This is a genomic window from Frankia sp. CcMO1, assembly GCF_977945845.1.
Genome location: NZ_CDWTMG010000051.1, coordinates 1 through 13,629 on the forward strand (window position 1 = coordinate 1; position 13,629 = coordinate 13,629).

Below are 13,629 nucleotides of genomic sequence, written 5' to 3' on the forward strand. Positions count from 1 at the left end.
TGAATGTTTACCCGGGAAGCTGCCAACATGAATGTGAGTCATCTTGTTCATCCGCCGTGACCAGCATCGATAGCGCCGACATCTGTACGTAACACGGCAGGTACCTCGCTGAAACTCTTGTTCGAATGTTCCGATAACATCTCATCTGCACGGGGCGTTTGCTACCGTCATCTACACCGCTCCGGCGGATCGGGGGATCCCCGTAATCGGGCGATCTTCCTGGCGTACCGTGTGCTCCGGACCACTTCGGCGGCGCGCCCGGAGCTATGTGGGCGGCGCCACGAGGGAAAGTTTCCAGGAAAATTTTAATTAAAGATTTTTCCTTGCAAATATCCTTCGTGGTATCTTTCGGGAGAAGCTTCCAGCCATCCCGACGGAATACCTGTTAACGCCGAAGTTACCGGGGCTTGCAGGGCTGAAATAAACGGCTCCTAGTGTTCTTCGTGTCGCCACCGGACAAACGGAGAACCACTGTTCGGGGCGAGCCCATGGCCTTCTGTTCTCGATCGACGGCTGGTGATGACAGTGCCCGGTCCCCGTTTTCCCAGCTCATCCACGCCTACGGTCGAGCCGGCCGCGCCGGTCAGGTTTTGCGACACCACCCTGCGCGACGGCGAGCAGGCGCCTGGGGTGGCATTCACCGCAGCCGAGAAACTTGCCATCGCCGCTGCTCTGGACGCTATCGGCGTACACCAGATCGAGGCCGGAATACCTGCCATGGGACCCGCCGAACGGGATGTCCTGCGGGAGATCCTCGCGACGCAGCCTCAGGCCGGCGTGGTGGCGTGGTGCCGGGCCGACCGCCGCGACATCGATGCCGCGGTGTCCTGCGGAATTGTCACTGCGCACCTAACCATTCCCGTCTCCGATCTGCATCTGAAGAGCAAGCTGGGCCGGGACCGGGGATGGGCGCGGCGCCGCATCCGCGACTGCGTCTTCGACGCGGCCGACCGCGGGCTGCGGTTTAGCGTCGGCCTGGAGGACGCCTCCCGCGCGGACGACAACTTCGTCATCGAGCTGGCCGGCGAGCTGCGCGAGTGGGGTGCCACCCGGATCCGCTGGGCCGACACGGTCGGTCTGCTGGACCCGGTCAGCGCCTACACCCGGCTCGGCCGGCTGGTCCAGGCGGTCCCGGGGGAGTGGGAGATCCACGCCCACGACGACTTCGGTCTGGCGACCGCGAACACCATCGCCGCGGTTCAGGCCGGATTCACCTGGGTTAGCACCACGGTGCTGGGTCTGGGGGAGCGGGCCGGCAACGCCCCGCTGGAGGAGGTGGCGATGGCCCTGCGGCACCTGTTGAAGGTGCCGGTGGACCTGGACACCACCTCGTTCCGCAGGCTCGCGCGGATGGTGGCCCGGGCCGCCTGCCGCCCGCTGCCGGTGGGCAAGGCGGTGGTCGGTGAGTCGGTGTTCGCGCACGAGTCGGGGATCCACGTCCACGGCGTGCTGCGACACCCGTCGACCTACGAGCCGTTCGACCCCGCCGAAGTAGGCGGGCAACGGCGGCTCGCGTTCGGGAAGCACAGCGGCCGGGCCTCGGTGCGTCACGCGCTGGCCCAGTACGGCATCACCGCCGACGACAGCGAGATCGAGCCGCTGCTTGAGCGGGTCCGGGCCACGGCGACCCAGACGAAGCGCGGCCTGCACGGCCGTGACTTCCAGGAACTTCTCGGGCGGGCCGAAGTGCCGGCCCCCCGAGTGGAGGCCCCGCCGTCCTAGGCCTGGTCCGGCAGGGACCGGACCCGGCTGGCAGACGCAACGGGGTCGATCAACAACTAACGGTTGTGCCGATGTCCTGGCCAAACCCGGCCGGCGGCATGACTCCAGCCCAGGGGCCCAGCGGCCCGACCTGCCCGATCGGCGTGGTCGTGGCACCGGTGCCCCCTGTGCTGGGCAACCGTTCCGAGGAGGAACACCGCATGCGCCAGATCGCGTTCTACGGCAAGGGTGGTATCGGCAAGTCCACCACCCAGCAGAACACCATGGCGGCGATGGCCGAGATAGGCAAGAAGGTCATGATCGTTGGCTGCGACCCCAAGGCCGACTCGACCCGGCTCATCCTGCACTCCAAGGCCCAGACCTCCGTCATTCAGCTGGCCGCCGAGAAGGGCTCGGTCGAGGACCTAGAGCTCGACGAGGTCCTGGTCGAGGGCCAGTGGGGCATCAGGTGCGTCGAGTCCGGCGGCCCGGAGCCCGGTGTGGGCTGCGCCGGCCGCGGTGTCATCACCTCCATCAGCTACCTGGAGGAAGCCGGCGCCTACGAGGACCTCGACTTCGTCACCTACGACGTCCTCGGTGACGTCGTCTGCGGCGGGTTCGCGATGCCGATCCGCCAGGGCAAGGCGCAGGAGATCTACATCGTCACCTCCGGCGAGATGATGGCGATGTACGCGGCGAACAACATCGCCCGAGGCATCCTCAAGTACGCGCACTCCGGCGGTGTCCGGCTCGGCGGGCTCATCTGCAACAGCCGTAACACCGACCGCGAGGACGAGCTGATCATCGAGCTCGCCCGCCGGCTCAACACCCAGATGATCCACTTCATCCCGCGTAACAACGTCGTGCAGCACGCCGAGCTGCGCCGGATGACGGTCATCGAGTACGACCCGAAGAACGAGCAGGCCGACCAGTATCGGCAGCTCGCCAAGAAGATCGTCGACAACGACATGAAGACCATCCCGACGCCGATCACCATGGACGAGCTCGAGGAGCTCCTCATCGAGTTCGGGATCATGGAGCAGGAGGACGAGACCATCATCGGCAAGGCCGCCGCTGTCGCCTGACCCTGTCACCTGCTCCGACTCCGTCGAGGATGAGGTCCCGACCATGACGACGACGCCGGCACCTATCAAGGCCGAGACCGAGGCGATGATCGCCGAGGTGCTGTCGAACTACCCCGCGAAGACGGCCAAGTTCCGGGCCAAGCACCTCAAGGCCAACGACCCCGATGGGTCGAAGGAGTGCGAGGTCAAGTCCAACATCAAATCCCGCCCGGGGGTCATGACGATCCGCGGCTGCGCCTACGCCGGTTCCAAGGGCGTGGTGTGGGGCCCGGTCAAGGACATCGTCAACATCAGCCACGGCCCGGTCGGCTGTGGCCAGTACTCCTGGGCCACCCGGCGCAACTACGCCCGCGGCCCCTGGGGTGTGAACAACTTTGCCGCGATGCAGTTCACGACCGACTTCCAGGAGAAGGACATCGTCTTCGGCGGTGACCCGAAGCTAGAGACGGTCTGCGACGAGATCACCGAGCTGTTCCCGCTGGCCAAGGGGATCTCGGTCCAGTCCGAGTGCCCGATTGGTCTGATCGGTGATGACATCGAGGCGGTCTCCCGCAAGGCCTCGAAGAAGCTCGAGCTGCCAGTCGTCCCGGTGCGCTGCGAGGGGTTCCGCGGGGTCAGCCAGTCCCTCGGCCACCACATCGCCAACGACGCGGTCCGCGACCACGTGCTGGGCACCGGTGGGAACACCTTCAAGCAGACGCCGTATGACGTCGCGCTCATCGGCGACTACAACATCGGCGGCGACGCCTGGGCCTCCCGGAAGATCCTGGAGGAGATGGGCCTGCGGGTCATCGCCCAGTGGTCCGGTGACGGCACGATCAACGAGATGGCCTCGACGCACCTGTCGAAGCTGAACCTGATCCACTGCTACCGGTCGATGAACTACATCTGCACAACCATGGAGGAGCGCTACGGCACTCCGTGGACCGAGTTCAACTTCTTCGGTCCCACCAAGATCGTCGATTCGATGCGGAAGATCGCGGCTTTCTTCGACGACGAGATCAAGCAGAAGACCGAGGCGGCGATCGCCCGCTACCAGGTCCGATTCGACGAGATCACGAACGCCTTCCGGCCGCGCCTGGAAGGCAAGCGGGTCATGCTCGCGGTCGGCGGACTACGGCCCCGGCACACCATCGGTGCCTACGAGGACCTCGGCATGGAGGTCGTCGGCACCGGCTACGAGTTCGCGCACAAGGACGACTACACCCGCACCTACCCCGCTCTCGCGGAGGGCGTGGTCCTCTACGACGACCCGACGGCCTTCGAGCTGGAGGAGTTCGCCAAGCGGCTCAAGCCGGACCTGATGGGCGCGGGCGTCAAGGAGAAGTACGTCTTCCACAAGATGGGCGTCCCCTTCCGCCAGATGCACTCCTGGGACTACTCCGGGCCATACCACGGCGTGGACGGCTTCGCGGTCTTCGCCCGTGACATGGACATTGCGATCAACAGCCCGACCTGGGACCTCCTGGAGACCCCCTGGTCGAAGGCCGGAGAGGTGTTCTGACCGGCCGGTCCGGCTCCCGCCGGCGGTAGCCGGCAGTCATCAGCCACGGTAGAAGGGAGGATGTCCGGTGACGACGACTCCGGAAACAAACAGTTCCGTCCCGCTGCGGGTCCTCGACCACAGCGAGCTGTTCAAGGACGAGGTCTACCAGGAGCAGTTCGAGGGCAAGCGCGAGTTCGAGAACGGCAGCGACGCCGCCGAGGTAGCCCGGGTCCTGGAGTGGACCCGCGGCTGGGAGTACCGGGAGAAGAACTTCGCCCGGGAGGCGCTGACCGTCAACCCGGCCAAGGCGTGCCAGCCGCTCGGCGCGGTCCTGGCCGGCCTCGGCTTCGAGGGCACCATGCCCCTGGTGCACGGCTCGCAGGGCTGCGTCGCCTACTTCCGCAGCCACTTCGCCCGGCACTTCAAGGAGCCCGTCCCGGCGGCATCCTCGTCGATGACCGAAGACGCCGCCGTCTTCGGAGGGCTGAACAACCTGGTCGAGGCGCTCGAGAACGCGACCACCCTGTACAAGCCCAAGATGGTCGCGGTCAGCACCACCTGCATGGCCGAGGTGATCGGGGAGGATCTGTTCGCCTACATCGGCGCGGCGCGGGACAGGGGCGCGATCTCCGCCGACTACCCGGTGCCGTACGCGCACACGCCGAGCTTCGTGGGCTCACACCTCACCGGCTACGACAGCATGCTCAAGGGCATCCTGGACCTCCTGGGCAAGACGGCGGACGCCGACAAGGTCGAGTCCCCCGGGAAGCCCCGGCTGAACATCGTGCCCGGCTTCGAGACCTACGTCGGCAACCACCGCGAGTACCGCCGCATCCTCGAGCTGATGGGTGTCGACCCCCTGATCCTGGGCGACCACAGCAGCTCCCTGGACTCGCCGGCGACGGGTGAGTACGAGCTCTACCCAGGTGGTACCCCGCTCGCCGAGGCCGCCACAGCTCGGTTCAGCCGCGCTACCGTGATGCTTCAGGAGACCACCACCCGCAAGACGACGGAGTTCGTCCGGGACGGGTGGAAGCAGGAGACGGTGGTGCTCGAGACCCCCATCGGGGTGAAGAACACCGACCGCTTCTTGACCGAGGTGGCCCGCCTGGCGGAGGTCGAGATCCCGGCCGAGCTCACCGCCGAGCGTGGCCGCCTGGTGGACGCGCTCACCGACTCGCATGCCTATCTGCACGGCAAGCGGGTCGCCATCGCGGGTGACCCTGACCTCGTCATCGCGATGACCGGCTTCGCCCTCGAACTCGGGATGATCCCGGTCCACCTGCTGAGCACGAACGCCGACAACTCCTTCGCGCCCAGGCTGGAGAAGGTCCTCTCGACCAGCAAGTTCGGCGAGGCGGCGACCGTCTGGCCGGGCAAGGACCTCTGGCACCTGCGGTCGCTGGTCTTTACCGAGCCGGTCGACCTGCTCATCGGGAGCTCGTACCTGAAGTACATCTCCCGGGAGGCGAACGTGCCGCTGGTCCGGGTCGGTTTTCCGATCTTCGATCGGCACCACCTGCACCGCTTCCCGATCGTCGGCTACACCGGCGGTCTGCACCTGCTCACCCAGCTCGTCAACACGGTGCTCGACGAGCTGGACCGCACCAGCCCCGACCACAGCTTCGACGTCGTCCGCTGAGCGTCCGACCGGGCACAACTGTGGTCGGTCCGGCTCCCGGCCGGATCTGAACGTGGTCGGCCGGCCGCGCCCACCGCGCTCCCTGCGACCGGCCGACCACCCCGCCGTGGGGTCGATCGATCACCTCCCGGATCGATCGACCCCTCGCCCCCGTCCCACCTCTTTCAAGAACCGTGCCCGTAGAACCGCGTCCTTCCGAGGATGGCCCATGGCAGCCACAGAACGCGTCGCGCTGTTCACCGAACCGGCCTGTAACCACAACAACGCCAAGACCACCAAGGCCCGCAAGGCGGGTTGTCCCAAACCCAAGCCCGGGGGCACTTCCGGAGGTTGTGCCTTCGACGGAGCCATGATCACCCTCGTCCCGATCGCCGACTGCGCTCACGTGGTCCACGGCCCGATCGGTTGCGTGGGCAACTCGTGGGACGGCCGGGGCAGCCTGTCGTCCGGGCCGGTGCTCTACCGGCACGGCTTCACCACCGACATGGCCGAGAACGACGTGGTGCTCGGGGGGGAACAGCGCCTGTTCGACACCATCCTGGAGGTCGTCGAGCGGCACTCGCCGCCAGCGGTCTTCGTCTATTCGACCTGCGTCACCGCGATGATCGGAGACGATCTTGACGCGGTGTGCGCGGCGGCCGCCGCCGAGTCCGGGGTGCCGGTGATCCCGATCCACTCGCCCGGGTTCGTTGGCAGCAAGAACCTCGGCAACCGGCTCGCCGGCCAGGCCCTGCTCGACCACGTGATCGGCACCGTCGAGCCGGAGCTCACCACCGACCGGGACGTCAACCTGATTGGTGAGTACAACATCGCCGGGGAGTTGTGGGACGTCCTGCCGCTGCTGTCCCGGCTGGGCCTCCGGGTGCAGGCGTGCATCAGCGGTGATGCCCGCTACCGTGACGTCGCCGCGGCCCATCGGGCCAGGGCGACGATGGTGGTCTGCTCGCGCGCGCTGCTCGGACTCGCCCGTGGCCTGCAGGAACGTTACGGGATCCCGTGGTTCGAGGGCAGCTTCTACGGCACCCGGGAGATGGGCGACACCCTGCGCGGCTTCGCCCGCCTGCTCGAGGACGACGAGCTCTCCCGCCGCGCGGAGGAGCTCATCGCTGTCGAGGAGGCGGCCGTCGCCGTCGCACTTGAGCCGTACCGGCGCAGGCTCGCCGGGCGCAAGGCGGTGCTCTACACCGGCGGGGTCAAGAGCTGGTCGATCGTGTCCGCGCTGCAGGACCTCGGCATCGAGGTGGTCGGCAGCGGCATCACCAAGAGCTCCGACGGCGACGTGGACAAGATCCGCGAGCTGCTCGGCGACGCAAAGATGATCAAAGAGGGCAGTCCGCGCGAGCTGCTGCGGGTCGCCGAGCAGACCGGGGCGGACATCCTCGTCGCCGGCGGCCGCAACCAGTACACCGCGCTGAAGGGCCGGCTGCCGTTCCTCGATATCAACCAGGAGCGGCACATCCCCTACGCCGGCTACACCGGGATGGTCGAGCTCGCCCGGCGCCTCGACATGGCGATCGCGAGCCCGGTCTGGGAGCAGGTCAGCCGGCCCGCTCCCTGGGACCTGGTTGGAGCCCGCTGATGGCCGAGGTCGTGACCGGAGAGCGGCAGGCGGCGATCGACCCGCTCAAGCACAGCCAGCCGCTCGGGGGTGCGCTGGTCTTCCTGGGCCTCGCCGGCTCGCTGCCGATCATGCATGGTGCGCAGGGGTGCGCGTCGTTCGCCAAGGCCCTGCTCACCCGGCATTTCAACGAGCCGATCCCGCTGCAGACCACCGCGATCACCGAGGTGACCGCGGTCCTCGGCAGTGGTGAGGCGATGGTGGAGACGCTCGATGCCATCCGGAAGAAGCAGCGGCCGGAGATTATCGGCCTGCTCACCACAGGAGTCACCGAGGTCAGCGGCGAAGACGTCGGCGGCCAGCTGCGCAAGTACCTCTCGGCCTGGGACGAGACCGACTCGAGCGGGCCGGAGGCGGGGGCGAACGACTCCGCCCCCAGCGGGGCCCCGCTGATCGTCGGGGTCTCCACCCCGGACTTCATCGGTGGGCTGTCCGACGGCTGGTCGGCCGCGTTGGAGGCGCTGGTCCGAGCGGTGGTGCCGGCAGAGCATTCCGAAACGGAGCCTTCCGAAGCGAACTATTTTACCGGGCGCACCGCCTTCATCGCGGCCAGCGCTCCCGTAACGCATCTCACTACCGCTGGGTCCGCCGAGGCTGCTGGGTCCGCCAGGTCCCTGGGGTCCGCCGCCCGGCGGGTGGCGGCGGCGGACGATGGCGATCTGGATCCGCGCCAGCTCGCGGTCCTGGTCGGCCCATCCCTGACGGCGGCCGACCTCGACGAGCTCGGTGAGCTGATTCGCGCGTTCGGGCTCAACCCGGTACTCGTCCCCGACCTGTCCGGATCGGTGGACGGGCACCTGGCCCCCGCCTGGCAGCCCACGACGACCGGCGGCACCGGGCTCGCGCGGCTGCGGGCCCTCGGTCGGTCGCGGGCCGTGCTCGTTGCGGGTGCGACCGCGGCGGCGGCCGGTGACCTGCTCGCCGCCCGGACCGGCGCCCGGATCTTCCGCCACCGTCATCTCAGCGGGCTGACGGAGATGGACGCCCTGGTCACCGAGCTGATCGAACTCACCGGAGCGTCCGCGCCGACCCGGGTCCGGCAGGCCCGGGCCCGGCTCGCCGACGGTCTGCTCGATACGCACTTCGTCCTCGGCGGCGCCCGGGTCGCGCTGGCAATGGAGCCGGAGACCCTGGTCGCCGTCGGTTCCCTGCTGCACGACGTCGGGGCCGAGGTTGTGGCGGCGGTGTCCCCGACCGGCGCGCCGGTCCTCGCGGACGCGCCCTGGGACGAGGTCGTCGTCGGCGATCTGACCGACCTCGCCGAACGGGCCCGGGCGGGCGGTGCGCACCTCGTCCTCGGTTCCAGCCATGCCCGCGAGGTCGCCGACCGGATCGGTGCCGCGCACCTGCCCGTCGGCTTCCCGATCTTCGATCGGCTCGGCGCGGCGCTGGCCGGTACCGCCGGGTACGCCGGAAGCCTGCGCCTGCTCATCGAAGCCGCGAATCGTCTACTCGATCACGAGCACGTGCATCGCCGTCCCGGGCGGAGGTTCTCCGTGCCCGGCGCGGATGGGCAGCCCGCCCACCGGGCCGAGATCCCCACCCAGCCCGGCTCCGCGGGTGAACCCGATCAACTCGACAACCTGTTCCAGGAGTCTCCGTGTTGAAGATCGCCTTCGCGACCAGCGACGGCACCGCTGTGGATCAGCATTTCGGGTGGTGCCAACGGTTCGACGTGTACGAGGTCGGCCCCGAGGGATCCAGGTTCCTGGAGACCCGCGCGCTCGACGCGGCGCCGACGGACGAACAGGACAAGATCGAATCTAGGCTCGCCGCGGTCTCGGACTGCGCGATCCTCAACATCAGTGACATCGGCGGGACGGCCGCGGCGAAGGTGGTGAAGGCCCGGATTCACCCGGTGAAGGTGGTCAAGGGCACCGCCATCCCCGAGCTGCTCCGCCGCTACACCTCGACGCTGGCCGGCAATCCGCCGCCCTGGCTGCGCAAGGTGCTGCGGTCCCACGAGCCGCAGCCGGCGGCGACCTGGACCCGCGGCGGTGCCACGGCCCTGAAGCCCAAGGGGGACGCGGCATGACCGCGAAGACCGGTTTCCTCGGCGACCTGGTCGACCAGCTGCGCGCCGGGGACACCTACGGCCAACTGGAACGGTTCTCCGACGAGGACCTGCTCCGCCCGTTCATCGTCACTCGGGAGCAGCGCCGCGAGATCGCGGTGAACTGCGACATCGACGCCGCCGTAGAGGGCCGGGTGCGCTCCTTTTACCAGGCGGTCGCGGCGGCCACCGAGAAGGCGACCGGGGCGTTCACCACCACCGTGCTCGACCTCAGTCACGAGGGGTTCGGGCGCGTGATCATTTGTGCCGGGCGGCTCGTCGTCCTCTCCGACGCGCTGCGGGACGTGCAGCGGTTCGGCTTCGGCTCCATGGACGAGCTCTCCGCCCGGGGCGAGTCGCTGGTGACCGGTGCGACCAAGCAGATCGAACGATGGAACGAGGTGGCCCGCGATGACTCCTGACGCCCAAGCCGCCGACACCCCGGCCGGGGGCGCCCCGGCCGACACCGAGCTGCGGCTGCGCAAGCTTCGTAGCCGGGCCTCCCAGCTCAAGCTCGACCTGCACGACCTCGCCGAGGACCTCCCGATCGGCTGGGAGGGCCTGCTCGACGTCGCCCGCCGGACCTACGACGCCTATGCGGAGATCGCCCTCCTCGAGGGCCTGCTCGAGAAGGAGACATCGCGATGAGCGTGAGCACGGCCGCCGGCCAGCTGGCGGAAGTCCGCCGCTGTTCCACCGCCGAGGAGTACTTCACCCTGCTGGACGTCGACTACGACCCGCGGGTCCTGGCCGTCAACCGGCTGCACATCCTCCGGTACTTCGCCAACCAGCTGGTCGAGCTGCACAACACCCGGACCGAGGTCGGGAACCCGGTGGAGCTGCTGCGGGAGTACCGCGACGCGCTTGTCCGCTCCTACCAGGCCTTCACCGCCGCCTCCGCCCTGGACCATCGCCTGTTCAAGGTGCTGCAGGATCGCGCGCCGCAGGAGTCGTTCGTGCCCGCGTCGTCGATCACCGTCGAGCGGCTGGCCCCGACGGTGCCCCAGCCGTCGGGGCCAGCCGACCCGGTGGAGCCGTCCCAGTCCGCCTGGCCGCACCACGCCGCCACGTCCGCCGACTACCTGGGTGGAACCCGATGAACAGTACCTACGACGTCGGCGACCTCGTGGTCGCCGTCAAGGCATTGCGTAACGACGGCACGTACCCGGACCCGGCGATCGCTGTCGGTGAGATCCTCGTCGAGGCCGGCACCCGTGGCCAGGTCATCAACGTCGGCCTCTACCTGCAGGAACACATCGTGTACGCGGTGGCGTTCGACCACGGCCGCATCGTCGGCGCGCTGGAACGTGAGCTCGTCTCCCCCGAGCAGTGGCAGCAGGCGGCGGCTGTCGCCGCCGGCACCGCCGCACCCGCCGCGGCGACCACCGCGACCTCCTCTGCGACCGCTCCGGCGACCGGCACGGCGACCGCCCGGGGGGAAGGAAGGGCGGTCGTGAAGGCAACCCCCGTCAGCCTGCCGCTGCTGCCCACCGACCTGGCAGGCGAGATCCCCCGGCAGGCCACCGAGCTGGCGCCCGACACCGCCGCCGGCTGCGCGAGCAAGTCCAGCTGTGGCACCAGCGCTCCGGTGCGGGACCCGGAGATTGCGGAGAAGATCGCCAACCATCCCTGTTACAGCGCCGAGGCCCACCAGTACTACGCCCGGATGCACGTGGCGGTCGCCCCGGGTTGCAACATCCAGTGCAACTACTGCAACCGCAAGTTCGACTGCGCCAACGAGAGCCGTCCCGGCGTCACCAGCACCCTGCTGTCCCCCGAGGACGCCCTCGCCAAGGTCAAGCTGGTGGCCAGCGAGATCAAGCAGATGAGCGTGCTGGGGATCGCCGGTCCCGGCGACCCACTGGCGAACCCGAAGCCGACCTTCCGGACGATGGAACTGGTGGCCCGGGACTGCCCGGACATCAAGCTCTGCCTGTCCACCAACGGGCTGACCCTGCCGGACCACGTCGACCGCATCGCCGAGCTGAACGTCGACCACGTCACCATCACGATCAACATGATCGACCCCGAGGCCGGGGAGCGGATCTACCCGTGGGTCGCCTTCCGCGGCAAGCGGTACACCGGCCGGGAGGCGTCCCGGATCCTCTCCGAGCGCCAGCTCGAGGGCCTGGCGATGCTCACCGAGCGGAAGATCCTCTGCAAGGTCAACTCGGTGATGATCCCCGGGGTCAACGATGACCATCTCGTCGAGGTCTCCCGGAAGGTCAAGGAGCTCGGTGCCTTCCTGCACAACGTGATGCCGCTGGTGTCGGCGCCCGAGCACGGCACCCACTTCGGCCTGACCGGGCAGCGCGGCCCCACCCCGCAGGAGCTCAAGGCGCTGCAGGACCGCTGCGAGCAGGACGACGGCGCCGAGATGAACATGATGCGGCACTGCCGGCAGTGCCGCGCCGACGCCGTCGGCCTGCTCGGTGAGGACCGGGGTGAGGAGTTCACCCCCGAGGCGTTCCGTGGCCGTGAGATCGACTACGACCTCGAAGGCCGCCGGCAGACGCACAGCGAGATCGAACGGTGGCGCTCCGAGGTTGCTGCCACCCGGGGAGCGCTGAACATCTCGACCGGCGCGGTCATTCCCTCCGGCCCGGGCGCATCCCCCGATGAGGGCACCCCGGCCGGGGCCCGCCCGGGGAACGCCCGCCCGGAGGACGTCGTGCTCGTCGCTGTCGCGACCAAGGGCAGCGGCGTGGTGAACCAGCACTTCGGTCACGCGACCGAGTTCTGGATCTACGAGGGGGGTCCGGGCTGGGCCCGGCTCGTGCAGACCCGCGACGTGGACCGCTACTGCAACGGCCCGTCGGACTGCGACGAGGACGCCTCCAAGCTCGACAAGACGGTCGCGATGCTGTCCGACTGCGCGGCGGTGTTGTGCAGCAAGATCGGCCTCGGGCCGCGCGAGGCGCTCGAGAACGCCGGGATCGAACCGGTGGAGCTCTACGACCTGATCGAGAAGGCGGTGGCCGAGGTCGGCTCCCGCCTTGTTGCACATCGTGCCGAAGCGGAGGTTGCCGTCCGATGAGCGCCACCACCCCCACCGTCGAACTGACCGACCGGGCCGTGAAGCAGGTCCGTCACCTGCTCGCCTCGACTCCCGGCACGAGCGGGTTCAGCCTGCGGATCGGCGTCGACCCCGGTGGCTGCGCCGGCTTCATCTACAACCTGGCGCTCGTCCCCGGCGCTGAGGCCGAGGACGTCGTCGTCGGCCAGGACGGCTTCGACGTCGTCGTCCACTCGTCGATGGTTCACCTGCTGCGCGGGCTGCGCGTGGACTACACCGAGACGCTGACCTCCTCCGGGTTCACCTTCCATAACCCGAACGCGACCAGCTCCTGCGGCTGCGGGACGTCCTTCGGTGCCTCGGACTCCACCGAGCGCACCGCCGCGGACGCCCGCCTGCGCGAGCAGGTCGAAGAGATCATGGAGGAGATCCGGCCCTTCCTGCGGGGAGACGGCGGGGACGCCGAGGTCATCGCGACCCTCGCCGGCAACGGCGAGCCCGGGACGGCGGAGGTGCACCTGCGCCTTACCGGAGCCTGCGGCGGGTGCTCCAGCGCCACCGCGACCCTGACCGGCGTCATCGAGAGCCGGTTGAAGGAGGCCCTGCCCGAGATCGGCCGGGTCGCGCTGGTGTCCTGACAGCGCACTACTTGATCACCTGTTCGGCCTAACCCGGGGAGCGCCCGATGGTCACCGCCCGATTCCGTTCCCACCCGCGTCTGCTGGGGTCCATCTGCGCCGGGCCGCCGGCACCGTACCCATCCCGTCGGCAGGCGCCGTCCGTCTTCGACCCGCATCGACGGTACGAGCGGCAGTTGGGTATCCCGGGCTTCGGAGTGTCCGCTCAGCGGCGGCTCAGCGGCGCGACCGTCCTGGTGGCGGGGGTAGGCGGGGTCGGCGGAGCGGCGGCGACCTACCTGGCCGCCGCCGGCATCGGCCGGCTGATCCTGGTCCATCCGGGCGTTCTGGAGGAGCCGGACCTCAACCGGCAGACCCTGATGCGGCCCGACCGGGTGGGCGACGCCCGGG

General features: G+C 68.9%; 13 protein-coding genes. All 13 read left to right on the forward strand.

Features of this window, described 5'->3' with window-relative positions:
• The first annotated feature begins 516 nt into the window (after positions 1-516).
• Entirely contained in the window at positions 517-1,722 is a 1,206-nt protein-coding gene (gene nifV, locus AC08OU_RS09165) for a homocitrate synthase (protein ID WP_476604660.1), read from the forward strand.
• A gap of 200 nt (positions 1,723-1,922) precedes the next feature.
• Positions 1,923-2,786, forward strand: a complete 864-nt coding sequence (nifH, locus tag AC08OU_RS09170; RefSeq protein WP_476604661.1) for a nitrogenase iron protein — start codon at positions 1,923-1,925, stop codon at positions 2,784-2,786.
• 43 nt (positions 2,787-2,829) lie between these two features.
• On the forward strand, positions 2,830-4,290 hold the full coding sequence (gene nifD, locus AC08OU_RS09175) for a nitrogenase molybdenum-iron protein alpha chain (protein ID WP_462186746.1): 1,461 nt from the start codon (positions 2,830-2,832) through the stop codon (positions 4,288-4,290).
• 67 nt (positions 4,291-4,357) lie between these two features.
• Positions 4,358-5,914, forward strand: a complete 1,557-nt coding sequence (gene nifK / locus AC08OU_RS09180) for a nitrogenase molybdenum-iron protein subunit beta (protein ID WP_462202829.1) — start codon at positions 4,358-4,360, stop codon at positions 5,912-5,914.
• Positions 5,915-6,122: 208 nt separating this feature from the next.
• Positions 6,123-7,493 (forward strand): nitrogenase iron-molybdenum cofactor biosynthesis protein NifE, encoded by a 1,371-nt coding sequence (nifE, locus tag AC08OU_RS09185; protein ID WP_476600325.1) that lies wholly within the window; start codon positions 6,123-6,125, stop codon positions 7,491-7,493.
• On the forward strand, positions 7,493-9,139 hold the full coding sequence (locus AC08OU_RS09190; RefSeq protein WP_476600323.1) for a nitrogenase component 1: 1,647 nt from the start codon (positions 7,493-7,495) through the stop codon (positions 9,137-9,139). The genes nifE and AC08OU_RS09190 overlap by 1 nt, the downstream gene beginning before the upstream one ends.
• Entirely contained in the window at positions 9,133-9,567 is a 435-nt protein-coding gene (gene nifX, locus AC08OU_RS09195; RefSeq protein ID WP_462202828.1) for a nitrogen fixation protein NifX, read from the forward strand. The genes AC08OU_RS09190 and nifX overlap by 7 nt, the downstream gene beginning before the upstream one ends.
• The gene (locus AC08OU_RS09200; protein WP_011438836.1) at positions 9,564-10,007 is read left to right on the forward strand and encodes a NifX-associated nitrogen fixation protein; all 444 of its coding nucleotides are present in this window, start codon (positions 9,564-9,566) and stop codon (positions 10,005-10,007) included. The genes nifX and AC08OU_RS09200 overlap by 4 nt, the downstream gene beginning before the upstream one ends.
• Positions 9,997-10,233, forward strand: coding sequence for a CCE_0567 family metalloprotein (locus AC08OU_RS09205; protein WP_462186740.1), 237 nt, complete (start codon positions 9,997-9,999; stop codon positions 10,231-10,233). The genes AC08OU_RS09200 and AC08OU_RS09205 overlap by 11 nt, the downstream gene beginning before the upstream one ends.
• Complete coding sequence (gene nifW, locus AC08OU_RS09210) at positions 10,230-10,685, forward strand: nitrogenase-stabilizing/protective protein NifW (protein ID WP_476600321.1); 456 nt, start codon at positions 10,230-10,232, stop codon at positions 10,683-10,685. The genes AC08OU_RS09205 and nifW overlap by 4 nt, the downstream gene beginning before the upstream one ends.
• The gene (gene nifB, locus AC08OU_RS09215; protein WP_476600319.1) at positions 10,682-12,622 is read left to right on the forward strand and encodes a nitrogenase cofactor biosynthesis protein NifB; all 1,941 of its coding nucleotides are present in this window, start codon (positions 10,682-10,684) and stop codon (positions 12,620-12,622) included. Before nifW ends, nifB begins: the two co-directional genes overlap by 4 nt.
• Positions 12,619-13,239, forward strand: coding sequence for an iron-sulfur cluster assembly accessory protein (locus AC08OU_RS09220; RefSeq protein WP_462202825.1), 621 nt, complete (start codon positions 12,619-12,621; stop codon positions 13,237-13,239). The genes nifB and AC08OU_RS09220 overlap by 4 nt, the downstream gene beginning before the upstream one ends.
• 47 nt (positions 13,240-13,286) lie before the next feature.
• On the forward strand, positions 13,287-13,629 hold a 343-nt coding region (locus AC08OU_RS09225; RefSeq protein ID WP_476604662.1), incomplete at its 3' end, for a ThiF family adenylyltransferase.